Below are 24007 nucleotides of genomic sequence, written 5' to 3'. Positions count from 1 at the left end.
TGCATGTCGATCACGAGCAAAGCGGTCCTCATGACGTGGCTCTACCCCGTCGGCGAAGACTTCACGCCCCCACCGTTTCGGGTACAGATAATCCCCCGTCAGAGCGGAGCGGGTACAGCTACTGACCCAGACACTCGGTGGGCCCTGTGGGTCTCGAACCCACGACCCGCGGATTAAAAGTCCGCTGCTCTACCAACTGAGCTAAAGGCCCCGGCCGGCGCGCGCCGGTCACTCAGTACTCTAGCGCAGCGCCGTGGGAACGCAGGCGCGAGAGGAGTACCGTACTTGGCATGAGCGAGCAACCAGGAGGTACCGGATCTGGCTCGGGGCCAGTCAGGCCGCACAAGCCGAAGCCGTTCGCGCCCATCGATTTCGAGCCGTTCGCCGGCGGCGCAGACCCCGCCCGGGTCTCCGAGGCAGCCCATCTGGCCGCCCAGGCGCTTGTGCGGCGCGGCCGGGAGAGCGACGACCCCGAGATCACCAGACGCCTCGTCCGCCTCGCCGACGAGCAGGGCTTGGACGCGATCGCGGAGATGTGGGCGGAGAGCCCTGCCCGATCGCTTCCCGGTGCGCTCTGGCGCCTCTACGCCCTCCGCGCCGCGACTCGCAGCGATCCGGAGCGGATCTCCGTCTACTTCAAGGCCGGCAAGGACACGGCGCAGGTCTCCCACGCCGTCGCCGGCGTCGCCGAGCCTCCAGGGGCGGATGAGCTGACGACGATGGCCGACGCCATCCTGTCCGGGGCGTTCGACGGCGAGTTCGACGTTGCGCTGGAGCGCTCCGCCGCGTTCTGCCGAGTCGTGGCGCTGGGGCAGGCCAAGCTGGCCGACAGTGCGGAATGGGGAAACGCCCAGCACGCTACGAAGCTCACCCGCAACGCCCACCAGCTCGTGAAGACCGCCGAGGATCTCGAGGCTTCCGCGAAGGCGTGGCGCCGCGGCCAGCTGGATTGATCTGGCGGAGGCACTAGCGGCCGAGGCCGCGAACGTCAATGTTGACTACCGCGGAGGCCCGTAGAAGACTGATGGTGGCGTCGGACCGCGGTAGCCCCGGGCTCCAACTTTTAGCCGCTTCGAGCGGCCTTCCGCCGAGAGGCGCTCCCGGTTCGGCGCTCTATTCTTGTCCGGGCTCCTGCCCGGAACCCCCGGCCTCAGTAGTCACCGCGTAGGCGCGCAGCACGTCGGATAGCCTGACGGAAGCGCGCCCGGGCTACGGTGCGAGTGCAAAGTGCCATGCCCCCCACATGGCGCCCCGGGCGCGCCTCCCGACGCATCCTCGGCGGCCCCTCCCCCGGGGGAGCCACACCACAAGTGGATGCGTCGGGATACAGGCTATTCCGCGGAATTCGGCCCACCGTGGTCAACAAGTAGAAACTCGGTGGCAAACCGGACCCATCTCCGTGGAAGCTACCGAACCCAGTTCCGTACCAGCTCGAAAAGGGCCTTCCTCGTCACCGCATTCGTCTTCCGCAGGGCATTGGAAATGTGGCTCTCCACGGTGCGGACACTGAGGCCGAGCTGCGAGGCGATCTCCTGGTTCGTCTGGATGCCCGCGAGGAGGGCGATCTCCCGCTCCCGGTCCGTGAGGATCGCGTTCGGAAGCCCCGGCTCGAACGCGATGAACTGCCCCTCCGTCTTGAACCGCGCCGCGAACCTCTCGGCCAGTCGGTCCAGGCCGGTCGCCTGGGAAGAGGAACCCTCGGCCAGCCGGAATCGGCGCGCGGCTCCGTGGAGCAGCATCACGATCTGGTAGGCGTCCCCGTCCGGCACGTAGGCCTCGAGCAGCCGGCTCACCAGACGCAGGTCGCCTTCGAGCGCGGCGCCGGCCACGGCGAGCAGCTGATCGTGCTGGGCGATGCCCCGCTGGTGGAGAAGGGCTTCGACGCGCTCCTTCATCCGGGGTCCAGGCAAGAGGCACAGCGAGAACAGGCCCCCGAAGACGGCTTCGAACACGAAGCCGTGGGCCAGCTGGTCGTCGAGGAGGCGGCTCGCACGGACGTCGAAGGCCTCGGACGTCGGCGGCTTCCGCAGGACGAGTTCGTACACCCCTTTGCCGACTCCGGGCAGCGGGCCGACGTCCCGGGCGCCAGCTCCGGCCTGCTCGCCGAGGGCCGAGGAGACCTCTTCGTCCCGGAGCGAGGAGAGGCGGAGCATCGCGTTGTACAGCGAACTCAGCAGGAAGCCGGGCCGACCCAACGCGAACGCCCACCCCATCAGGTACTCCGCCTCGTCGAATAGACCGCGGTAGAGCAGCGCCAAGGCTGCGACGTAGCTCTGGGTCACGAGGCTGAACTGGTCGACCGTCTGAAGGGCCACCTGGCGTCGGTCGAGCGAGTAGACGAGCGCTTCGTCGAACTTCCCCGCGGCGAAGAGGGCCATCCCGCGGATGAACGGCTCGAACCGAGGCAGCGTGTCGAAGCCGCCGGCAGAGTCCACGGCGGCGACTGCTGCGTCCGGGTTGAACCTGTAGAGCTCGATGAGTCCCTTCGCGATCGCGCTCAGGCCGCTGGTGGGGTGACGGCTGGTCAGCTTGGCGAAGAACTCGTCGACGTCCGCGGGCACTCCTTTGACGTTCGACTCGATGAGGACGGCGAACGCGCGCGCATCGCCCTCCCACTCCGGCTCCTTCGACGCGAAGTCCTCCAAGAGCGCATAGGCGGCGCCAGCATCGCCGTCGTTCGTCAGCCACATCGCCTTGGTGATCGTGAAGAAGAGCCGGTCCCCGGGGTCTCCGCGCCGGGTGTCGGTGCCGCTGAAGACCTCGCAGACCCGGTTCTCGTCAATGGGGGCGCCCCAATAGACCCGCAGGAAGGCGACGGCGTTGGAGAGGCTGGGGTCGGTCTCCCACGCGCGGTAATGGACACGCTCGAAGAACTCGAGCCGCTTGTGGAAATGCCGCACGGTGGCAGCATGGCTGCCCGCGAGTTCGGAGCGCAGGGCACCGAGCGCGGCGCGGACGGGGTCCTCGGCTTCCGACGCGTCGGCGACTTCGTACGACGGCGTCATGAAGCTCTCGCTGAGGGCGCTGCGGAGGATCTTGCGGGACTTGAGGACGTGCCCCGTGAGGTAGTCCTCGACGACGGGCGGGAAGACGGAGGCGAGCAGTTCGCCCTCCGGTCCGGCCACCGCGGAGACCAGGCCGCGATGCTCGAGCCGGTCGAGCACGTCCGTACCGATCGTGTCCACGAGGCGCTCGACGGGGCTGGGGCCGTGGAGCGAGAGCGCCGTGAGGGCTTTGAACTCCTCCGAGCCGAGGCCGTGGAGCATCCCCTCGATAGTCGCGTGCAGATGCTCGTTCATGAGGGTGTTGCCATTCAGGGCCCATCTGCCGTCCCGCAGGACCAGACGTTCGCTCAGCTTGGCCGTCTCGATGATGCGCACCGCCAGCCGCAGGTTGCCCCCGGACTTGGCGAGGATCCGCGCGGAGACGGTCACATCGGCCGGAGCACCCAGCATCTCCAGAATCAGCGCATTGACCTGCTCGTAGCGGAGCGGGGGGATGGCCACTGTCACCTCGGGCCAGCGGCCGAGCGCGACGGCGGGCGCCTTGGACTCAAACGGCACGTCGCTCGCGGTGATGATGAGCGGGACCTCGGTCCGCTTCTGCACCACGTCGATCACGGCAAGGGACTCGCGATCGAGGTTGTCGATGTCATCGACAACCAGAAGCCGCGTACCTGAGCGCGAGAGCTGCTCTGCGAGCAAGTCCGAGATGCCCATGATCCCCACCGTGCGGGTCCGGATGTCGAGGCCCATCGACAGGATCCCGGAGAACGGCACCGACGCGAGCGAGGGAATCGCGAAGATGCTGTAGACCCTCGTCCCCTGCTCCTCCAGATGCTCGACGAGCTGCTTCACGATTGACGTCCTGCCGCTGCCCCGGGAACCGACGATCCGGACACCACGGCCTTGCACGACGTGCCGCAGGACGCGGTCGACCACATGATCAAACAACCTCTTCAGACCTCTCTCATTGCCTGACCCCAGGCGGTGCGGGCAGCCGAGTCGTCGACGCCGTCATGACGATGTCGGGAGGGCGCACTGCGACGTCACGCTCGAGGCTGGGGAAGGGAAGAACTACGCCGGCCACGCTGCCGTTCAGGGGAAACTCCATTCCCTTGAAGAAGGCGCAGCACACAGCTTCGGGATGAGCGTACGAGGGCAACCCCGTGTCTCAGTGGCGGACCACGTCGGTCTCCGTGGAAACCCTGACGCAACCCTCCGTGCCGGATCATCTCCATCGAGACCCCGCTTTTCCGTCCTGATACCGCTTTATCACCTCAATTGAGCGGTTGGAGTCCCCATCATGACGCCAAATCTCCTCGCAGAGGCGCAAGAACCCCACCACGGTGTCCTCCGTGGTGACAACCCCTAATCTCCGCGTTGGGGCACGGTGGCGGCTCAGTGGTCAGCATCACCGGTGCCGCACAAGTTCACTTTTCTCGCGTAGCATGCCTCATGCCGGCCCCCGCCGGACCTGCATCTGCCCTTCAGCGTCGCGAACCGGAGAACCATGAAGCTGCGTCTCTTCCCCCAGGAGACCGCCGCGCTCGAGCTTCTCGCGAAGATGGCACAGCAGTCGGTCTCGGCGGCGCAGGTCCTGTCGGAGATGTTCGGAGCCCGACGACAGGATCACCAGCGGATCTTCGACGAGCTCATGAACCACGAGCGGCAGGCCACCGAGCTCCAGCGCGCGCTCCTCACGCAGCTGCGCACGAGCTTCGTGAATCCCCTTCCCCGCGAGGACCTGCTCGACCTCTCGGAAGGACTCGTGGCGAGCATGGAGCAGCTCGTTGCCGTGGGGGAGGTCGTGGTGCTCAACCGGCTCGACCGGATCGCGCGGGAGGCGTCAGACCAGCTCGAGATCGTCAACCGGCAGGCGGAGCTCACCGTCACTGCAATGCGGAGCCTTGGCCGCCTCGACGACCTCGAGGACTACTGGATCGAGACCATCCGCCTCGCGAAGCGCGCCAATCACACCCACAGGGTCTGGAGCGCAGATTCGCTGCGCGAGCTCTCGATCGGCCACTACGCACGCAACGCGGAGATGGCGCGCGCGCTCCTGAGCGCCGCCCATGCCTTCAGGGACATCGCCACGAACGTGGGCCGCATCATCGTCAAGGAATCCTGACGTGGTCGAAGGAACTCTGCCGTGACGATTGCCCTCAGCGTCGCGGTCGTTGTGGTGACGTCCGTCTTCGGTTTCCTCAACGGCTTCCGCGACGCCTCGAACGCGGTGGGGCTCACGGTCCGGACCCGCGCGCTCACGCCGAGCATCGCCGTCGTCCTCGCCGCCTTCTTCAACGTCATCGGCGCTCTCACGAGCGCGTGGCTCCTGAACTACTTCGGCGGCAGCTGGCTCAAGACGCCCGACGGCGGGCGGGGCCTTGTCCTGCTCCTCGCTGGCGTGGCCGCGGGGAGCCTCTGGAACGTCTACCTGTGGTGGCGCGGCTATCCGTCGTCGTCAACCCACGCGCTCGTGGGCGGGATCGCGGGGGCGAGCATCGCGGCGGTCCTCACCGGCCACTCTCCGCAGGCCGGGGTCGCCGACGTGCTGTGGCTGCAGGTGTGGCTTCCGCTGATCCTGTCGCCCCTCCTCGCCTTCGGCGCGGCGTTCTTCCTCACGAGTCTCGTGACCTGGCTTGCTCGGTATCGCCAGCCGAGCGAGGCCCATGCCGCGCTGCGGGCCTCCCAGTCCGTGGGCACGGCCGCCGTCGCGTTCGGCCACGGCCTCCAGGATGGGCAGCGCATCATCGCTGTCCTGGTCCTCGCCACCCTAGGCTCGAGGGCGGACTGGTCGGCTGTGCCCCCGTGGATCGTGGGCGTGGCCGCGGCGGCCCTCGGATTGGGGACGCTCGCCGGCGGCTGGCGGATCACCTACACGCTCAGTCACCGCCTTGTGCGGACGGATCCGCTGCGGGGCTTCGTCTCGCAGGCCGTCACCACGGTCATGCTGTTCTTCGGGGCGCTGTGGCTCCACTGGCCGCTGTCCACGACCCACACCGTTGCCGCGTCCATCCTCGGGGCGGGCAGCAACCAGGACTTTGCGGCGGTCAAGGGAAATCTCCTGGCCCGGCTCGTGGCCTTCTGGATCGCCACCCCTCTGGCCACGGCCCTCCTCGGGCTCATCCTCGGCCTTGCTCTCGACCCCCTCGCCAGGTTCTGAGCCCGCGCTACCGGCCCGGAGGGCGACTCCCTAGCAGCTCACCCGAAGCGGCCGGAGACGTAGTCCTCGGTGGCTTTCACCTTGGGGTTGTTGAAGATGTCCGTGGTGGCCGCGTACTCGATGAGCTTGCCCGGCTTGCCGGTGCCGGCGATGTTGAAGAACGCCGTCTTGTCAGAGACGCGGGCCGCCTGCTGCATGTTGTGCGTCACGATCACGACCGTGTAGTCCTCCTTGAGCTCCTCGATGAGGTCCTCGATGGCGAGGGTCGAGATCGGGTCGAGGGCCGAGCACGGCTCGTCCATGAGGATCACGTCCGGCTTCACCGCGATGGCGCGCGCAATGCAGAGGCGCTGCTGCTGGCCGCCCGAGAGGCCCGAACCGGGCTTGTCGAGGCGGTCCTTGACCTCGTTCCAGAGGTTGGCCCCGCGGAGCGAGGACTCCACGAGCCCGTCCGCGTCGCTCTTCGAGATGCGCTTGCCGTTGAGCTTCACCCCGGCCAGCACGTTGTCGCGGATAGACATCGTGGGGAACGGGTTGGGCCGCTGGAAGACCATACCCACATGGGTGCGCACCGCCACCGGATCGACGCCGGCGCCGTAGAGGTCGTCGCCGTCGAGCAGCACCTCGCCCTCGACGCGCGCGCCCGGGAGCACCTCGTGCATGCGGTTGAGCGTGCGCAGGAAGGTGGACTTGCCGCAGCCCGACGGGCCGATGAAGGCTGTGACGGAGCGGGCGGCGATGGTGATGTTGACGCCCTCGACGGCCAGGAAGTTGCCGTAGTAGACGTTCAGGTCCTTGACGTCGATTCGCTTGGACATGCTTTCCTTCGATTCGGTGCGGTCTGGAATGCGCTGGCGCAGGGCTCAGTCAGCGTCCGGTCTTCGGCGCGAAGAACCGGGCCACGAGGCGCGCGACGAGGTTGAGGATCATGACGCAGATGATGAGCACCAGCGCCGCGCCCCATGCGCGCTGAAGGCTCGGATCCGGGTTCGAGGGCGAGGTCGGGTTGAGGATCTGCGTGTAGATGAACGTGGGCAGCGAGGACATCCAGTCCGCGAAGGCGTTCGTGTTGATCTTCGTGGCGAAGCCGGCGGTGACCAGGATCGGAGCCGTCTCGCCGATGACTCGGGCGATCGCCAGGGTGACGCCCGAGGCAATGCCGGAGATCGCCGTGGGAATCACTACCTTGAGGATGGTGCGCCACTTGCGCACGCCCAGCGCGTAGGAGGCCTCGCGGAGCTCGTTCGGAACGATCCGCAGCATCTCCTCGCTCGAGCGCACCACCACCGGGATCATCAGCACCGAGAGCGCGACGGCGGCCACGAACCCGGTCTTGGTGCCCGGCCCGAAGATCGTGGCAAACAGGGCGGCGGCGAAGAGGCCTGCGACGATGGACGGGATGCCGGTCATGACATCCACGAAGAACGTGATGCCCCGCGAGAGCCGGTTCCCGTTGCCGTACTCGACGAGGTAGACCGAGGTGAGCAGGCCGATCGGGACCGAGATGATCGTGGCCCAGAGCGTGATGATCAGCGTGCCGAGGAGCGAGTGGTAGATGCCGCCGAGGACCTTCGTGCCGTTGTTGGCGGACTCGTTGTCCTGGATGCCGCTCACGCCGTTCATCGAGGTGGTCAGGAAGCCGGGCGTCGCGAGGCCTTTGGCGCCCTCCACGAGCACGGTCCAGATGACCGAGATGAGCGGCAGGAGGGCCACGAGGAAGGCGCCGACCACGAGGCACGTAGCGAGCTTGTCCTTCGCTTTGCGGGAGCCTTCGATGGCGCCGCTCCACGCGACGTAGACGACCGTGAACACGATCGCGGCGAAGACGCCCCACCCGAAGGGGTTGAAGCCCACGAGCGTGGAGAGCGCGGCGCCGAGCACGAGGCCGACGACGACGGCGACCCAGATCGCGTAGCGCGGCAGGCGATTCCGGGTCAGGGCAGAACGGCGCGGTGCGGAAGTGATGGAGGCCATGTCAGTTCGCTCCCGAGAATTCCTTGTGGCGGCTGATGACCCAGCGGGCGACGACGTTGACCACGAGGGTGATGACGAAGAGGACGAGGCCGGCGGCGATGAGCGTGCTGAGGCTCAGGCCGCTCGCCTCGGGGAAGTTGAGGGCGATCTCCGCCGCGATCGTCTGGTTGCCGGACTTGATGAGGCTCGCAAGGAGCGGGCCCGAGGAGAGCACCAGGGCCACCGCCATCGTCTCGCCGAGCGCGCGGCCGAGACCGAGCATGACGGCGCTGATCACGCCGGGCCGGGCAAACGGGAACACGGCCATCTTGATCATCTCCCACCGCGTCGCTCCGAGGGCCAGCGCCGCCTCCTCGTGGAGCTTGGGCGTCTGAAGGAAGATCTCGCGGGAGATCGACGTGATGATCGGGATGATCATGACCGCCAGCACGATTGACGCGGTCAGGACCGTCTTGCCGGTCGCGGAGGGCGGTCCCGCGAAGATCGGGATCCAGCCGAGGGTCGAGGAGAGCCAGTTGTAGCCCGGGACGAGCGCCGGCGCGAGGAAGGAGATGCCCCACGCGCCGAAGACGACCGAGGGGATCGCCGCGAGCAGGTCGATCACGTAGCCCAGGATCTGCGCGATCTTGCGGGGAGCGTAGTGCGAGATGAAGAGGGCCACGCCGATGGAGATCGGGGTGGCGATGACCAGGGCGATGACCGCCGCGATCACCGTTCCGATGACGAGCGGCAGGATGTAGGCCCAGAAGCCCTTCCCTCCGGCGATCTGATCCTGCGGGGCCACGAGCGCGGGGAAGGCCTGCGCGATGAGGAAGACCGCGACGGCGAAGAGGACTACCAGGATGATCACGCCTGCCGCGAGCGCAGCTCCCGAGAAGATGTTGTCTCCCCCGGCGCCCTCGCGCGCAGACAGTGGGCGCGGCCCTTCGGCCTGCTCCGGGGTCTTGGTCTGGGTCGTGGTCACATCAGGTCCCTTGGATGTTTCAGGGGTCATTTCGCCAGCGGTTCTCGTCATCTTGACACGTCCTCTCGGACCCAGCGCAAGGCCCGCCCCAGCCGGTTTCGGTCGGGGCGGGCTTGCACTGGAGACCTGTTGACTAGGACTTGACCTTGATGGAATCGATCGCGGTCTTGGCCTTCGCGGCGAGGGCCGAGGAAAGCGGGGCGCTCTTCGCGGCGGAGGCTGCGGCCTTCTGGCCGGCGTCGGACACGACGTAGTTCTCCCACGCCTTCACGAGGTCCACGGTGGCCTGATCCTTGTAGGCCGTGCAGACCACGTGGTACGAGACGAGGACGATCGGGTACGCCGAGGTGTCGGTCGTGGTCCGGTCGAGGTTCAGCGCGAGATCGTTCGCGGCGCGGCCGTCGGCCGGCTTCGAAATCTCGACGGCCTTCGCGGCGCCCTCAGCGGAGAGGGCCACGAACTGGCTGCCGACCTTGATCTTGGCCTTGCCGAGGCTGCCGCTCACGGCGGAGTCATCGGCGTAGGCGAACGCGCCCTGGGTGTCGGTCACCGTCTTGACGACGCCGGAAGTGCCCTTGGCGTTCTCGCCGGGGAGTGACGCCGGCCAGGTCTGGCTCGACTTGTCGGTCCAGGCCGACGGGGCGGCCTTGGCAAGGTACTCCGTGAAGTTCTGAGTGGTGCCCGAGTCGTCGGAACGGTGCACCGGCGTGATCTTGAGATCCGGGAGGTTGACGCCCGAGTTGTCGGCGGCGATCGCCGGGTCGTTCCACTTCGAGATCTGGCCGCGGAACATCTTGGCGATCGTGTCGGCCGAGAGGTTCAGGGTAGTGACGCCCGGGAGGTTGAAGGTCACGGCGATCGGGGAGATGTACACCGGGATGTCGAGGGCGCCGTCGGGGCCGCACACGGCCTTCGCGGAGTTGAGCTCATCGGTCGTCATGGCAGCGTCGGACCCGGCGAACTGGCTTGCGCCCGAGATGAACGTCTTGCGGCCTGCGCCCGAGCCGTCGGGCGAGTACTGGACGGTGACGCCCGGGTTGGCCTGGGTGAACCCCTGCTTCCACGCGTCGACAGCGGCCGACTGCGCGCTCGAACCCGTGCCGGTCAGAGTCCCGGTGACCTTCGGGCCCGACGGCGTTGCGCTGGGGGCGCTGCTGCCGGCGGGGTTGTCGGAACCGCACGCCGACAGCGCAAGGGCGCCTGCGGCAACGACGGCGACGGCCGAAAGACGGCCGAAACGGATAGCCTTCACGAAATGACCCCTTCCAGGGTGGTTTCAGGTGCGCCGTGCGAAAGGCGCGTCCGAACGGGTGCGTACGAGTCGTACTGATTCGAAGCTAGGTTCCTCAGGTAAAGAGATTCCGCGCCGTCGGTTAACGGAAGATGAACGGGCGGCGGAGTTGGGGTGACAACCGGCGCGGGAGTCTTGCACATCACACGGCCCTCTGAGTAAAGGGCCCAGCCGGCCTCCCTAGACTGCCTCTATGCAGCGGTTCGAGCAGGTGGAACACGTCGTCCGTGACCGGGCGAGAGCCGGGTGGGCGCGCACGCGGGCCTCAGCCCTTCCTGCGCTCCTCATGACCGTCGGCGCCGTGCTCGCCTACCTGATCGCGCAGTACCTGCTCGGGCATGTGGGCCCCATCTTCGCGGCGACCTCAGCGCTCATCGCCCTCGGGTTCGGCCGCGACCTGACGGTGCGGAAGGTTCTCGAGGTATCAGTCGGCTGCACGCTCGGCATCGCCTTGGGCGACCTCGTGGTGACCTACGCCGGTGCCGGCATCTGGCAGGCCGGTTTCGCGCTCATCGTCTCACTCCTGCTCGCCCGCTTCCTCGACCGCGGGGTGATCTTCGCTACTCAGCTCGGCATCCAATCGCTCTTCGTCGTCCTGCTGCCGACCCCGGTCGGGGGGCCGTTCACGCGAAGTATCGACGCCGTCGTCGGCGGCCTGGTCTCGCTGCTCATCACCGCGCTCATCCCCCGCGATCCGCGGGTGCAGCCGCGCCAAGATCTCCAGGAGCTCGTCGGCGCGTTCTCCGCGATGCTGCGCGAGTGCTCCGAGGCGCTCGTGGACAGCGACTCGACGCGGGCGTGGCACGCGCTCGTCCGCGGCCGTGGCTCCCAGGCGCTCGTGGACACGATACGGACCACGCTCAAGACCTCTGGCGAGGTCGCCCGGCTCGCCCCCGCGTATCGGCGGTACCGGGGCGAGATCGAGAGCTTCGCGCAGGCCGTCGAATACCTCGACCTCGCCCTGCGCAACGGGCGCGTCGTCGCGAGACGCCTCACGAGCGCGATCAACAACGCCGCACTCTCGAGCGCGGCGGCGGAGGGCATCGCCGACCTCCTGGAGGACACCGCCGAGGCCCTCGACCTTGTGGCCGCGGGGCTTTCCACCTCGGACCGCGCCGAACGCCGGGCCAACCTCCGCTCCGCCGGACTCATGCTCGAGGACATCGCCGCCCGCGCCCACCCCCGCAAGCTCCATGTGGAGCGGCTCGAGGGCGAGGCCCTGGTGATCCTCATCCGCCCCATGCTCGTGGACCTCCTCGAGGCCACCGGCTACGAGCACAACGACGCGATCGCGCTCCTGCCGGACCTGTGACTCCCAGGAATGTCCGAGGCCACGGCTAGCCTTGGGCACATGGCTTCGAAGACTTCCGCCCGCTCCTCCCGCGCCGCCGCCTACCGCTGTGCCGAATGCGGATGGACCACGGCGAAGTGGGTGGGGCGGTGCGGCGAATGCCAGTCATGGGGCACGGTCGAGGAGGTCGGCGTCACCGTGGCGCGGACGACGGCGGCCACGAGCGTCCGCGAACCGGCCCGCCAGATTGCCGAGGTCGATGCGACCGAGGCCGCCTTCCTGCCCACTGGCGTGAGCGAGCTCGACCGAGTCCTCGGGGGCGGGCTCGTGCCGGGCGCGGTCATCCTCCTTGCGGGCGAGCCCGGCGTGGGCAAGTCGACGCTGTTGCTCGACGTCGCCGCCAAGGTCGCCGGCACGGGAAGCACTCCCGGCGGAGTCCTCTACGTGACGGGCGAGGAGTCCGCCGCCCAGGTGAAGCTTCGCGCCGAGCGGATCGGTGCCGTCGCCCCCGGCCTGTATCTCTCGGCGGAGACGGACCTCGCCCAGGCCCTCGGGCAGGTCGAGAAGCTGGAGCCGCGCCTCCTCGTCGTCGACTCCGTCCAGACCCTCTCGAGCGTGGAAGTCGAGGGAAGCGCAGGCGGCGTCTCGCAGGTCCGCGAGGTCGCGGCGTCGATCATCGCAGCGGCCAAGCGCCGGAACATGACCACCCTCCTCGTGGGCCACGTGACGAAGGACGGCTCGATCGCGGGCCCGCGCCTGCTCGAGCACCTCGTGGACGTCGTCTGCCAATTCGAAGGCGAACGGCACTCGCGGCTGCGCCTCATCCGCGCCGTGAAGAACCGCTACGGGCCCACGGACGAGGTCGGCTGCTTCGACCTGGGCGAAGAGGGGATCTCGAGTGTCACCGATCCGTCGGGGCTCTTCGTCTCGCGCACGAAGGAGCCCGTCTCCGGAACGTGCATCACCGTGACGCTCGAGGGACGGAGGCCGCTGCTCGCGGAGGTCCAGTCGCTCCTAGCCGAGAGCGTCAACGGCCAGCCTCGGCGCGCCACGAGCGGGCTCGATTCCTCCCGCGTCGCCATGCTGCTCGCGGTCCTCCAGCAGCGCGCGGGCTGCATCCTGCACAAGGACGACAGCTACGTTGCCACCGTCGGCGGCGTCAAGCTCAGCGAGCCCGCCACAGACTTGGCGGTCGCCCTCGCCGTCGCCTCGGCCAAGACGCGCCAAGCGCTTCCGCAGCGGCTCATCGCGTTCGGGGAGGTCGGCCTCGCAGGCGAGGTGCGGCCGGTGCCGGGCATCAACCGGCGCATTCAGGAGGCCCACCGCCTCGGGTTCACCCACGCCGTGGTTCCGGCGAGCCCCAACGGACCGGGCGAGATTCCGTCCGGTTTCTCCGTCCGTGAAGTGGGTCACGTGGCCGAGGCGCTCGGCCTCCTCATCACGCCATCCTGAGGCCGAATCGTTGCCATTTCCCGGCACGTAGGCGTCTACACGCGCATATACCATGGGACTCAGTGCCCACGTGGGTGCCTTTGCTGTGCCGCGAAAGGGAACGTCATATGGCTCGGAGCCCCGAGGAAGTGCTCGCCGACACCTTGGGTCGGGTTGCACCGGGAACCGGTCTCCGTGACGGACTCGAACGCATCCTCCGCGGGCGAACGGGCGCTCTCATTGTCCTCGGCTTCGATCGCACCGTCGAGTCCCTCTGCTCGGGCGGCTTCGAAATCGGCATCGAGTTCTCGCCGACGCGCCTGCGGGAGCTCGCGAAGATGGACGGCGCCATCGTCATGGACCGCGAGGCGAGGACCATCATCCGCGCGGCCGTGCATCTGGTGCCGGACTCGACCATCCCCACCTCCGAGTCCGGAACCCGTCACCGCACCGCAGAACGCGTCGCGATCCAGACCGGCCTCCCGGTCATTTCCGTCAGCCAGTCCATGCAGATCATCGCCCTGTACGTGGGCGGCCTGCGGTTCGTCCTCGAAGGCTCGGAGAAGGTGCTCGCCCGCGCGAATCAAGCGCTCGCCACTCTCGAGCGCTACCGGGCCCGGCTCGACCAGGTGACCAATTCCCTCTCCGCACTCGAGATCGAGGCCATGGTCACCGTCCGGGACGTCGCGCAGACCCTACAGCGCCAGGAGATGGTCCGGCGCATCTCCGAGGAGATCAGCCAGTATGTGCTCGAGCTCGGCGAGGACGGCCGTCTGCTCTCGCTCCAGCTGGAGGAACTCACAGTGGGCCGCGGGCCGGGCAGCGACGTCGTCATCCGCGATTACGCGGGCGACGACGCGACGCCCGAGACCATCGAAGCGGCAGTCCAGGCCCTCGCGGATCTCTCGGCCACCGACCTCATCGACCTCAACCGCGTGGCCGCGATCCTCGGCTACGCGGGCGGCGAAGCGACGCTCGACGCCGTCGTCGAACCCCGTGGCTACCGCCTCATCTCGGGCCTCAAGCCGGTCCCTCGTGCTGTGGCCGAGCGGCTGGTGGATCACTTTGGGGGCCTCCAGAACCTCATGGCCGCGACCATCGAGGACCTCATGACCGTCGACGGCATCGGGGAGCAGCGTGCCCGGACGGTCCGGGAGGGACTCAGCCGCATGGCCGAGGCGAGCCTCCTGGACCGTTTCCTCTGACCGCTGCTTCTCTGACCTATGGGTCAGGCCCGTGCGCTTCACTGGAGCGTGAATACGGCCTTCGGGCTCTGGAGCGATCCGAGCGACGTCGTCAGCACGTAGGTGCCCGGAAGCGGCTTGACGGTGATGGCCTTGCAGCCCTCCGTCGACCGGACGCGCGACCAAGGGAGGTTCGCGATCTCGGTGGCCCCGGGGGCGAGGGTCTTCACGAGGTCCTCGGCCCCGTCCTGGCAGTCCTTCGAGTCGTAGATCCGGTCCGCGCCGCTGACAATCAGGTATTCCATCTGGCTCGTCCCCACATCGACGGGGCACGGGATCGCGTTCTGGTTGGTGACCTTGAGGGTCAGCACCGGATTCTCTGTCGGCCCGTACACCGGCTTGTCGGTGGACGCAGCCACAGCGATCTTGGCGGGGTCGCACGTCGGAGTCGGGGAGGCGGTCGGATCGCCGGTCGCTGCCGCCGGGGCCGCGGTTGCCGCGGCCGTGGTCGCCGCGGCCGTGGTCGCCGCGGCCGCAGCTGAGGAGGAAGCCGTCGGCGAGGGCGTGGGCGTCGCGAGCGGTGCGGAATCGACAGCGGCGCGCGCCGCCGACGAGTGCCCCAGCCCGCGCACGAGGGTCCAGGCGCCGAGCGCGAGGACACCGAGCACAAGGACAAGGAGCGTCGCCGCGACGAGACGGCGACGCCGGTAGACAGCTTGGCTTTGTCGTTGTGGAACGGGTCGTCGCGGCGTGGGCATGCTTCAAGGCTAGGAAACCTTGCCGCTGAGACCGGGTCGGCGCGCCGCCACGGCTACAGTGGAATGGCCCGCTCATGCAAGGAGGAGCCCTGACCGCCGTCGCCGCGCCAGCCCTCGACCCTGCCGTGCTCGAAGGGCTGCACGAGACCATCGTGGAGTGGTTCGCCAACGAGGCGCGCGACCTCCCGTGGCGCGACCCCGAATGTAGCCCCTGGGGAATCCTCGTCAGCGAGGTGATGCTCCAGCAGACCCCGGTGGTGCGGGTCCTCCCCGTCTGGCGCGAGTGGATGGAGCGCTGGCCGCATCCGGCTGATCTGGCCGCGGAGCCGGCAGGCGAGGCCGTCCGGGCGTGGGGCCGTCTGGGCTATCCACGCCGCGCGCTGCGCCTCCACGCTGCCGCGACGGTCGTCGCCCACGAGAACGACGGCGTTCTTCCGGACACCGAGGCCGGCCTCCTCAGTCTTCCCGGGGTGGGTGGCTATACAGCCGCCGCCGTGGCTGCGTTTGCGTTTGGGCGGCGGGCCGCCGTCGTCGACACAAACATCCGCCGCGTGCACGCGCGCCTCGTGCGCGGCGAGGCGCTGCCCTCGCCGGCGCTTACGGCGGCCGAGCGCAGGCTCGCCGAGGAACTGCTCCCGGACGACGACGGCGCAGGTCGCCTTTCCGCCTCGGTGCGCTGGAACGCTGGGGTCATGGAGCTGGGAGCCGTGATCTGCACGGCCCGCTCTCCGAAGTGCGCCGCGTGCCCGGTGGCGCGGAACTGTGCGTGGCGAGCGGCGGGTGAGCCGCCGCCGTCGTACATCCCGAAGGGCCAGGCCTGGCACGGCACGGACCGGCAGGTGCGGGGCGCCGTCATGGCCGTGCTCCGGGCGGCCTCGCGGCCTGTGCCGCGCGCCCTCTTCGACGCGCCGCTGCTTCCCGCGGCCTTCGGCGAGGGCCCGATCGCGGCGGCGCTCGCGCGGCTTCATGCCCTCGAGCCCGATCCCGAACGGCTCGAGCGCTGCATCGCCGGCCTTCTTGCGGACGGCCTGGCGGCCGAACGGGACGGCGGGCTCGTCCTGCCGTAGCCTTTCGTCATGAGCGGGCTTCACGCCCTCCGGGTGGCCTCCGCCGCACTGGCCGCTGCCGTGGCCGTGCTCCCCCTCGCCGCCTGCGTCCCCGGGCCAGTTGCCTGCCCCGCGATCGCGGCGGCGCCCGTCGTCACCCTCCACATCACGCCGCAGCGCGCGGCCACGCTGAGGGCCGGCACCCTCTGGGGAGAGGCCTGCCAAGACGGTGTGTGCAGCGGCGGCCAGCTGGAAGTCCTCGACGACTCCGGGCCCTCGGCCTCCGGCTGGAAACGGGCGTCGATCCTGATGCGGACCCTCACGGAAAGCCCGATCGACGTCACCGTGAAGGGGACCGATACCTCAGGCACGCCGATCGAGACCCTGAAGACAACATTCGCGCCGAGGGTCGAGCATCCATGGGGACCTCAGTGCCCTGCCGCGCTGATCGCCGACGTCACGTTCGACGTCGGGAGCCTGGGGACCGCTACTCCCGCGCCCGCCCCGCGAGCCACCTGATCATGCGCGTGTTGCCGAGGGTGTTGGGCTTGACACGCGCCAGGTCGAGGAACTCCGCAACGCCTTCGTCGGAGGAGCGCAGGAGCTCCGAGTACACCTCGGGATCCACGGCGGACTGGTCCGCCATGACCTCGAATCCGTGGCGCTCGAAGAAGCCCACCTCGAAGGTCAGGCAGAAGACCCTCTGGACGCCCACGTCGACCGCATCCTGGAGGAGCTGCTCCACGAGCGCATGGCCCACGCCCCTCCCCCGCCAGTCGTCCGCCGCGGCGAGCGTGCGCACTTCGGCGAGGTCCTCCCACATCACGTGCAGGGCGCCGCAGCCGATGAGCTCTCCCTCGGGCGTCTCGGCGACGCGGAACTCCTGAATCGCCTCGTAGTAGGCCACCGATTCCTTGGAAATGCGGATCCTGCGCTCGGCGAGGGGGGCAATGAGACGCCTGATTGCCGCGACATCGCTGGTCCGCGCGCGTCGCAGCCGGAAGGCCTGTGCGGCGACGGACTCAGTGACGGGTTGCGCGGCAGTCATGGAGCCATCCTAGGTGCCGGGCTGAGGCCTTCGCCGGTCCGGCCCCCCGCTAAGCCCCCAGCTCCCGGAAGTAGTAGAGCTGCGGCTCCGGCTGCCCGGCGTCTCGGTTCCGGTAGCCATGGTGCTCGTAGAAGCGCCGGGCATCGACGTCCTCGCCGTCCACGTTGATCTCCACGAGCTCCGCGCCCCGCTCGCCGACGCGGTCTTCGACCGCCCCGAGGAGGAGCGAGCCGAGGCCTTCGCCCCGGCTGCCCGGCACAACATACAGTTCGTCCAGGAGCGCCACGGGACCCCGGTACCAGACGTTCGGGCGGAGAGTCACGAGTGCGACACCGACCGCGGGCTCCCCGACGAGCAGCGCCAGAGTGTCCTCCCGTTCCAAGAGCACCGTAAGGCGTTCCGCGAGAACTCGGATCCCGGGCGTGGGCGTGCCGAACTCCTGATTGAAGGCGTCGAGCAGTTCAGCGACGACGATGGCTTGGCCCGGCGTGGCGAGCCGCGGAACGTCCATGGCTTCCTACAACCCCAATTCCTCCGGCAGCTCGCGCTTCTCCCCGAGCACATGCTCGGCGAGGAACGCCTTGACCACTCCGTACCAGACCTTCGCGTGCTGCGGCTTCAGGATCCAATGGTTCTCGTCCGGGAAGTAGAGGAAGCGATGCGGCGTGCGGCCCTCCTCGTCGGCGGCGAGCTGGGATGCGCTCAGGAGCTCGTACCAGAGGCGGAGTCCCTCGCCGATGGGGACGCGATAATCCTTGTCTCCGTGGATCACGAGCATGGGAGTTCGGATCTCGCCCACGGACTGGTGCGGCGAGTTTGCGTCCGCCATGGCCGCGTCCATCTCCTTCGCCCAGTAGTGGGCCATGTCCGTGGTCGCGCCGAAGCCCTCGAGGGCCCAGAGGCTTGCGTGGGTCACGACGGCACGGAACCGATCCGTGTGGCCCGCTACCCAGTTCGCCATGTACCCGCCGAAGGAGCCGCCCATGGCTGCCGTCCGATCAGGGTCGAGGTCCGGCCGTTCGAGGGCGGCGTCCGTGAGCGCCATGAGGTCCGTGAACGGCTCAGCTCCCCATCGGCCCCAACCCCGCTGGATGAAGTCCTGGCCGTAGCCCGTGGACAGCGCAGGGTCGGGCAGGAGGACGGCGTAGCCCTGAGCGGTCATGAGCCAGGGGTTCCAGCGCCACGTCCAGGCGTTCCAGGAGCCGATCGGGCCTCCGTGGATCCAGAGGAGGAGCGGATGGCGCCGCGGTGCCTGACTGTGGGATTCCGACTCCCGGGGCAGCGCAAGCCACGCCCGGAGCGGGCTCCCGTCCTCGGCCGTTGCGGTGACTTCCTCGAGCCTGCCCGGGATCTCCGGCCGCTCGGCCGGGTTGAGCAGACGAGTCGCCTCCCCGGTCTCGAGGTCGATCCGGACGGCCTCCGGCGGGAAGAGATACGAGCTGCGAAGCGCGTAGGCTGCCCGACCGTCAGGCGCGACGACCACGTCGGTGTAGGCGCCGTCGTCGTGCGTCACGGGGGCAACCTCGCCGCTCGCGATGTCGATGCGGAACACCGGCGAGCGGCCGCCGTCGTCCGCGGTGACCAGGAGCGCCGAGCTGTCGGGGAGCCACGCGGCGGGGTGGGCCAGCCGGTCCCAATCGGCGGCGAGCCGCCGCAGCTCGCCCTGCTCGAGGTCGAGGAGGTGCAGCTCGCTGGTGAACGACTGCGTGGGGGTCGTGTGAGGCTCGACGACGACCGCGAGCAGGCGGCCGTTCGGGCTCACGGGGCCGGGGAAGAAGTCCTTCCGGTCCTCCGACAGCAGGGTTCTACGGGTGCCGGTGGCCACGTCGACCGCAACTACCTCGTCCCGGAGGTCCGCCTTCGCGAGGGGCTTGAGGAAGCCCGCGTAGAGGGTGCGGCCGTCCGGACTCACGTGGGCGTCCCCGAACCGCAGGCGCGCCCCGGCGTCCGGCGTGAGGTTGCGCAGCTCGAGGGTGGGCCCCTCGTCGAGAGTGGCCGGTTTCCCCGGTTCTGGAGCCTCCTGGGAGGGTTCGACGGCGAACAGCCGCGGCTCGTCCGGTCCCAAGTCCGCGTCCCAGAAGCGGACCGGGTACGCCGAGTGCAGCACGGCCGAGACCTTGTTGTCCTTGCGGGCCTTGCGGCGCTTGTCGTCGTCGTCCTCATCCTTGCTGCCCGGCAGGACGGAAGCCTGGACGAACGTCCCGTCCGCGGACCGCGCCGTGAGTACCGACTCCACTCCGCCAGCTCGGCTCAGGACCACGCGCGCCTCGCCACCGTCACGCGGGAGGAGCCAGAGGGCGTTGACGGGTTCCTCATCCGGTTTCTCGGGGTCGGGGCGGGCCGAGGTGAAGAAGAGGTCGCCGTTCGCGGCGAAGGCCGCTCCGGCCTCGCCCTTGGCGCTGCGGGTGATGCGGCGGGCGGGCCGCTCCCCCGCGGGGTCCAGCTCCCAGAGCGCCGAGCCGTACTCGGTGCCCTTGCCGTTCAGCGTCGCCACGGTCGTGACGAGTCGGGAGCCATCCGGGCTCAGGACGAGCCCGCTCAGTCGCGGGATGGCAACGTAATGGTCGAGGTGATGGAACGGTGTCTCGGGAGCTTCTTCGGGGCCGGACTGTGTCTGCGGCTCGTCGATCTGGACGTCGGCACTCATGGCACTGATTCAACCCGTTCTGTGGCCCAGAGCACAGAGGCGTTCACTCATGGTGAAACAGTCCTTTCAGATTTGGCGGGTCACTCCGGCTCGCCGAAGTTGCGCTCCACGAGCTCGCGCACCATGCCGACGGCGGCCTCCGCCTCGGGTCCGGACGCCTCCACCACCACCTGCGACCCCTTCCGCGCCCCGAGCGCCATCAGGGCCATGACCGACTGGGCGTCGGCGCCGTTGATCGTGATCTGGGCATCGAACTGGGAGAGTCGCCCCGCGAGGACAGCGGCTGGGCGAGCGTGCAGGCCGGTTCGGTTAGTAAGCGTGAGGACAGCCGAGGCGGTCGGTTCCCCCACCTCCGGCCCCTCCTCCGCCGGGGCACCCGGCACGGCTTCTTCCGCGGCGCGCATGACTGCGTCGAGGCCGGCCCCGGCCTCCGCGGCCACCGCGGCTGCCACGGATCCCTCCACGAGGGCGGCGTCGGCGACGCGAACCCGGGAGCGCTGGTCGTCGTCGAGGAACTCGAGCACGGACTCCGCCGTCATGACGGCCGAGCCAAGGTCGGCGAGGATCACGACCCCCTCGCCCTGATCCGCCTCCTCGACGCCCTTCATCACCTTCTCGAAGCTCGTCCCGAGGCCGCCGTCGTCCATCCCGCCCGCGGCGACGATGGGCACGGACCGGGCCATCTGCTCGGCGAGTTCCACGACGCCCTCGGCGAGGCGCGTGCTGTGCGAGACGATGAGCAGGCCGACGGGGGTCACGTGACCTCACCCGAGAGGATCTCGCTGACGGCCGCGGTGACGGCGGCGCGGAGGATGTACGACGTCGACACGGCCCCTGGGTCGAGGTGGCCGGCGCTCCGGTCCCCAAGGTAGCTCGCGCGCCCCTTCCGCGCGACCAGCGGCTTCGTCGCGCGGGCGCCCTCCTCGGCAGCGGACGCGGCGGCCTCAAGGGCGGCTTCGCCGTCGGCCGCTCTCGCCGCCGCCTCGACGGCCGGCGCCCAGGCATCCACCATCGTCTTGTCGCCCGGCTCGGCCTTCCCCCGCGCCACGATCCCGTCGCGTGCTGCGGCCAGAACGGCCTCGACGGCGTACCCATCGAGCGCCGTGCGGTCGCCGGCGGCAATCGATGCCCGCAGGAAGGCCGTCCCGTACAGCGGGCCGGCGGCCCCCCCGACCGTGCTCATGAGCGTGGTCGCCGCCAGCTTGAGCGCGGCCGCCACCGACTCGCTGGGACTCTCGTCGAGCTTCGCCACGACGGCCCGGAACCCCCGGTCCATGTTCTCGCCGTGGTCCCCATCGCCGATGGCCCGGTCGAGTTCGATGAGCTCGTCGCGGTGCGCGGCCAGGACGCGGGCCGCCTCCCGGAGCCAGCGGTCGGCCCAAGCCGCGTCGAGGGCGGTCATGTCACAGCCCCCATCTGAGTGCCGGCGTCCGGACGGGGGCGTCCCAGAGGGCTGTGAGCTCATCGTCGAGGCGCAGGACGGTGACGGAGCACCCCTGCATCTCGAGGGACGTGACGTAATTTCCCACAAGGCTCCTTTCGAGGGTGATGCCGCGCTCGGCGAGCAGCTGCGCCGCCCGCCGATACACGATGTAGAGCTCCGAGAGGGGAGTCCCGCCCATTCCGTTGACGAGCAGGAGCGCCTTCTCCCCGGGGGCCAGGCCGAGGTCCTCGAGAACGGGCGCGAGGAGGTGGTCAGTGAGGGCGTCCGCAGGCTCAAGCCCCACCCTTCGGCGCCCGGGCTCGCCGTGGATGCCGATCCCGATCTCGATCTCGTCGTCGCCGAGGTCGAAGCTCGGCTTACCTGCATGGGGGACGGTGCACGGCGTGAGGGCCAGGCCCATCGAACGCACGTTCTCGGCGACGCGACGGGCGACTGATTCCACCGCATCGAGGGAATCCCCCCGCTCGGCTGCCGCCCCCGCGATCTTCTCGACGAGGACCGTCCCCGCGACCCCGCGACGGCCCGCCGTGTAGAGCGAGTCCTCGACGGCCACGTCGTCGTTGACGAGCACGCTCCTGACGTCGAGGCCCTCGGCCTGGCAGAGCTCGGCGGCGGTTTCGAAGTTGAGCACGTCGCCCGTGTAGTTCTTCACAATATGGACGACGCCGGCCCCTCCGTCCGCTGCCTGGCTCGCCGGGACGATCTGGTCTGGCGTCGGAGAGGTGAAGACGGCACCCGGCACCGCGGCATCCAGCATCCCCTGGCCCACGAAGCCCGCGTGCAGCGGTTCGTGCCCGCTCCCGCCGCCCGAAAGGAGCCCGACCTTCCCACTGACCGCCCCGCCCCTTCGCGTCACGTAGAGCGGATCGAGATGGACCTCGACGAGGTCCGCGTGGGCCATCCCGAAGCCCTCGGCGGACTCCTCGACCACAGATCTCGGGTCGTTGATGAGCTTCTTCACGTGCGGAGCCTACCCGCCGCGTTCGTCACTTGGGTAGAACGCGGTCAGTGGGTGTCGCGGGAGCTTCCGGGCTTAATCCCCCAAGAGTCCCTCGGGATCCAGGGCATCCTTGGCCGCGGCGCGCGCGGCGTTCACCCGGTCCGACCACGCCGGCGATGTGTCCGGCGCACCTCCGAGGAAATTGCGCGGCGTGTGGCCGTTGCCGAAGGCGCTGAGGGCCGCGAGGGTCCTCTCGATCTCCGCCGGAACGAGGTGGGCGATGGGCGGAGCCATCACGCCGACGACGTGGGCCGCGTAGCCGAGGCCGAGGGCGGACGCTGCGCGCCCGTCGTCGCTCGTCAGGGCGCCGCCGAGAAGCCGGAACTCCAGCATGGGCAGCAGGCACTCGGCCTCGGGGCCTGCGAGGGCGAGCGCGGCGTCGATCGCAGCGGGCGTCAAGTCCTCGATTCCCACTCCCCCGGAGGCGAATGGCATCGGGTCAACAGGGTCGTTGTAGACCCGATCCACCTCGCTGTACGGGAGCACGCCGACGCCATCGATCAGGACGGGCGCCGCCTGCCGCATGGGGGCGAGCGCCTCCGGGCCGCCCTTGCCCACGTGGGCGAAGTGCACATGGACGGTCAGCCGTCCCGCCAGTTCACGCGGCACCTGCGGAAGATCGGGCGCACGCAGGAACTTGAAGGCCGTGTTGGACGCGTCGCGCAGCGTCGGCGCCCAGGCCGCGAACGACCGGAGCACGGCGGAGGCGTGTTCGCCGTCGAACACCAGGACGCCGCCATAGATCTCGGACACCCTGTACAGCCGCATGGTCACGGAAGTGACCACCGCGAGGCCCCGGCCGCCACCGCACAGGAGGTTGAAGAGCTCTGGCTCCTGGGTCCCGCTGACAGTGCGGGCCACGCCGTCCATCGTGACGACGTCGAAACTCACCACGCTGTCCGCGGCGAAGCCAAACGTCCGGCCCAAGACCGGCAGTCCACCCCCGAGGGTGTACCCGACGACGCCGACGTCCGACGACGAGCCGTTGAGCGGGGCGAGCCCGTGCGGTGCTGCCGCATCGATCACCTGCCGCCACTTCACGCCCGCCCCCACGGTCGCAGTCCGAGCGGCAGGATCGATCGCCACGCTCCGCAGCGCCCTCGTGCTGATCAGCAGGCCGCCTTCCACAGCCTTCTCCGCGCCATGGCCGGTCCCCTGAACGGCGAGCGGCACGGAGTTGAGGGAGGCCCAGCGGACGCCCGCGACGACGTCGGCCGCGTCCCTGGCGGCAAGCACGGCGTCGGGCCGATGCTGGACAGCGGCATTGAAGGCCGCCGCCTCGGGTGCGTAGTTGGAATCCGCGGGGTCGTACACCTCGCCGCGGACGAGGTCCTCAAGGGTGATGAACTCGAGCTGAGTGGTCATGATGTCTCTCTCGGATCAGAAAGGGTGAGACCGAGAAAGACTGTACTCCTCAGTAACAGAGTTTGTCTAGCGTTTGGATTTATCAGTCGGTGGGCTCTCCCGGCATCCCCTCGTCGCCCTCCGCAGACCCTCCCTCACCGGCGAGTCCGCCGCCTTCCTGGTCCTCGCCCATCTCCTGCTCGGGAGTCGGGCTTCCGTAGCCGCCCTGCTCCTCAGCGCGCTCGACGTCTTCGCCGCCTTCTGGCTGTGTCTCAGTCATGCCCTGCTTCTTCCCAGCCCCGACACCCCCAAACAGACGACGGCGGCCCCACACCATCGGAAGGTGTGGGGGCGCCGGGGGCTGTTTGGGACCGCACGCGGGGGGGCAGGCGGCGCGCGCCATAGAGCCGCCCCCCAAGG

The 24007-nt window shown here is 69.2% G+C and carries 22 protein-coding genes and 1 tRNA gene; 8 read left to right on the top strand and 15 right to left on the bottom strand.

Features of this window, described 5'->3' with window-relative positions; translation table 11 throughout:
* Positions 1 to 138: 138 nt before the first annotated feature.
* Positions 139 to 211, bottom strand: a tRNA-Lys gene (locus ACTHL9_RS15375).
* 79 nt (positions 212 to 290) lie between these two features.
* Here ACTHL9_RS15375 and ACTHL9_RS15370 point away from each other — a divergent pair.
* Positions 291 to 953: a hypothetical protein gene (locus tag ACTHL9_RS15370; protein ID WP_440520159.1), complete on the top strand. Its 663-nt coding sequence runs from the start codon at positions 291 to 293 to the stop codon at positions 951 to 953.
* A 453-nt stretch (positions 954 to 1406) separates the two neighbouring features.
* Here the strand turns inward: ACTHL9_RS15370 and ACTHL9_RS15365 are convergent, their stop codons facing one another.
* Positions 1407 to 3857: a LuxR C-terminal-related transcriptional regulator gene (locus ACTHL9_RS15365; protein ID WP_440520158.1), complete on the bottom strand. Its 2451-nt coding sequence runs from the start codon at positions 3855 to 3857 to the stop codon at positions 1407 to 1409.
* A gap of 655 nt (positions 3858 to 4512) precedes the next feature.
* On the opposite strand from ACTHL9_RS15365, the gene ACTHL9_RS15360 reads away from it, so the two are divergent.
* Complete coding sequence (locus tag ACTHL9_RS15360) at positions 4513 to 5130, top strand: DUF47 family protein (RefSeq protein ID WP_440520157.1); 618 nt, start codon at positions 4513 to 4515, stop codon at positions 5128 to 5130.
* A gap of 21 nt (positions 5131 to 5151) precedes the next feature.
* Positions 5152 to 6165, top strand: a complete 1014-nt coding sequence (locus ACTHL9_RS15355; protein WP_440520156.1) for an anion permease — start codon at positions 5152 to 5154, stop codon at positions 6163 to 6165.
* A gap of 38 nt (positions 6166 to 6203) precedes the next feature.
* Here the strand turns inward: ACTHL9_RS15355 and pstB are convergent, their stop codons facing one another.
* The 4 genes from pstB to pstS all read right to left on the bottom strand — a co-directional run bounded on the left by pstB (position 6204) and on the right by pstS (position 10355).
* The gene (gene pstB, locus ACTHL9_RS15350) at positions 6204 to 6983 is read right to left on the bottom strand and encodes a phosphate ABC transporter ATP-binding protein PstB (RefSeq protein ID WP_440520155.1); all 780 of its coding nucleotides are present in this window, start codon (positions 6981 to 6983) and stop codon (positions 6204 to 6206) included.
* A gap of 49 nt (positions 6984 to 7032) precedes the next feature.
* Positions 7033 to 8139, bottom strand: coding sequence for a phosphate ABC transporter permease PstA (pstA, locus tag ACTHL9_RS15345; RefSeq protein ID WP_440520154.1), 1107 nt, complete (start codon positions 8137 to 8139; stop codon positions 7033 to 7035).
* Position 8140: 1 nt separating this feature from the next.
* Entirely contained in the window at positions 8141 to 9133 is a 993-nt protein-coding gene (gene pstC / locus ACTHL9_RS15340; protein WP_440520153.1) for a phosphate ABC transporter permease subunit PstC, read from the bottom strand.
* Between the two features lie 103 nt (positions 9134 to 9236).
* Entirely contained in the window at positions 9237 to 10355 is a 1119-nt protein-coding gene (pstS, locus tag ACTHL9_RS15335) for a phosphate ABC transporter substrate-binding protein PstS (protein ID WP_440520152.1), read from the bottom strand.
* A gap of 232 nt (positions 10356 to 10587) precedes the next feature.
* Here pstS and ACTHL9_RS15330 point away from each other — a divergent pair, with 232 nt between their 5' ends.
* The 3 genes from ACTHL9_RS15330 (at position 10588) to disA (ending at position 14321) form a co-directional block, all read left to right on the top strand.
* Positions 10588 to 11706: an FUSC family protein gene (locus ACTHL9_RS15330; RefSeq protein ID WP_440520151.1), complete on the top strand. Its 1119-nt coding sequence runs from the start codon at positions 10588 to 10590 to the stop codon at positions 11704 to 11706.
* Positions 11707 to 11745: 39 nt separating this feature from the next.
* Positions 11746 to 13137 (top strand): DNA repair protein RadA, encoded by a 1392-nt coding sequence (gene radA / locus ACTHL9_RS15325; RefSeq protein ID WP_440520150.1) that lies wholly within the window; start codon positions 11746 to 11748, stop codon positions 13135 to 13137.
* Positions 13138 to 13244: 107 nt separating this feature from the next.
* Positions 13245 to 14321, top strand: coding sequence for a DNA integrity scanning diadenylate cyclase DisA (gene disA / locus ACTHL9_RS15320; RefSeq protein ID WP_440520149.1), 1077 nt, complete (start codon positions 13245 to 13247; stop codon positions 14319 to 14321).
* 38 nt (positions 14322 to 14359) lie between these two features.
* Here disA and ACTHL9_RS15315 read toward each other — a convergent pair whose 3' ends face one another.
* The gene (locus ACTHL9_RS15315; protein WP_440520148.1) at positions 14360 to 15058 is read right to left on the bottom strand and encodes a hypothetical protein; all 699 of its coding nucleotides are present in this window, start codon (positions 15056 to 15058) and stop codon (positions 14360 to 14362) included.
* 74 nt (positions 15059 to 15132) lie between these two features.
* Here ACTHL9_RS15315 and ACTHL9_RS15310 point away from each other — a divergent pair, with 74 nt between their 5' ends.
* Positions 15133 to 16125 carry an A/G-specific adenine glycosylase gene (locus ACTHL9_RS15310; RefSeq protein WP_440520147.1) on the top strand — a complete coding sequence of 331 codons (993 nt, stop codon included), beginning with the start codon at positions 15133 to 15135 and terminating at the stop codon, positions 16123 to 16125.
* 9 nt (positions 16126 to 16134) lie between these two features.
* The gene (locus ACTHL9_RS15305) at positions 16135 to 16623 is read left to right on the top strand and encodes a hypothetical protein (protein ID WP_440520146.1); all 489 of its coding nucleotides are present in this window, start codon (positions 16135 to 16137) and stop codon (positions 16621 to 16623) included.
* On the opposite strand, the gene ACTHL9_RS15300 is transcribed toward ACTHL9_RS15305, so the two are convergent.
* The 8 genes from ACTHL9_RS15300 to ACTHL9_RS15265 form a co-directional block, all read right to left on the bottom strand.
* Positions 16592 to 17152 (bottom strand): amino-acid N-acetyltransferase, encoded by a 561-nt coding sequence (locus tag ACTHL9_RS15300; protein WP_440520145.1) that lies wholly within the window; start codon positions 17150 to 17152, stop codon positions 16592 to 16594. The two genes, ACTHL9_RS15305 and ACTHL9_RS15300, sit on opposite strands and share 32 nt — an antisense overlap.
* 49 nt (positions 17153 to 17201) lie before the next feature.
* Positions 17202 to 17663: a GNAT family N-acetyltransferase gene (locus ACTHL9_RS15295; RefSeq protein WP_440520144.1), complete on the bottom strand. Its 462-nt coding sequence runs from the start codon at positions 17661 to 17663 to the stop codon at positions 17202 to 17204.
* Between the two features lie 6 nt (positions 17664 to 17669).
* The gene (locus ACTHL9_RS15290) at positions 17670 to 19799 is read right to left on the bottom strand and encodes a prolyl oligopeptidase family serine peptidase (RefSeq protein ID WP_440520143.1); all 2130 of its coding nucleotides are present in this window, start codon (positions 19797 to 19799) and stop codon (positions 17670 to 17672) included.
* Positions 19800 to 19879: 80 nt separating this feature from the next.
* Positions 19880 to 20557, bottom strand: a complete 678-nt coding sequence (dhaM, locus tag ACTHL9_RS15285) for a dihydroxyacetone kinase phosphoryl donor subunit DhaM (RefSeq protein ID WP_440520142.1) — start codon at positions 20555 to 20557, stop codon at positions 19880 to 19882.
* Positions 20554 to 21201 (bottom strand): dihydroxyacetone kinase subunit DhaL, encoded by a 648-nt coding sequence (dhaL, locus tag ACTHL9_RS15280; protein ID WP_440520141.1) that lies wholly within the window; start codon positions 21199 to 21201, stop codon positions 20554 to 20556. The genes dhaM and dhaL overlap by 4 nt, the downstream gene beginning before the upstream one ends.
* A 1-nt stretch (position 21202) precedes the next feature.
* Complete coding sequence (gene dhaK, locus ACTHL9_RS15275) at positions 21203 to 22204, bottom strand: dihydroxyacetone kinase subunit DhaK (protein WP_440520140.1); 1002 nt, start codon at positions 22202 to 22204, stop codon at positions 21203 to 21205.
* A gap of 72 nt (positions 22205 to 22276) precedes the next feature.
* Positions 22277 to 23608 (bottom strand): FAD-binding oxidoreductase, encoded by a 1332-nt coding sequence (locus tag ACTHL9_RS15270; RefSeq protein ID WP_440520139.1) that lies wholly within the window; start codon positions 23606 to 23608, stop codon positions 22277 to 22279.
* An 82-nt stretch (positions 23609 to 23690) separates the two neighbouring features.
* A complete protein-coding gene (locus ACTHL9_RS15265; protein WP_440520138.1) occupies positions 23691 to 23867 on the bottom strand; it encodes a hypothetical protein in 177 nt (58 codons plus the stop codon).
* Positions 23868 to 24007 lie beyond the last annotated feature (140 nt).

Source organism: Sinomonas sp. (assembly GCF_051955515.1).
Taxonomy (GTDB): Bacteria; Actinomycetota; Actinomycetes; order Actinomycetales; family Micrococcaceae; genus Sinomonas.
The sequence above is the reverse complement of the archived record's forward strand: the minus strand, read 5'-3'. Positions and strand labels throughout refer to the sequence as shown.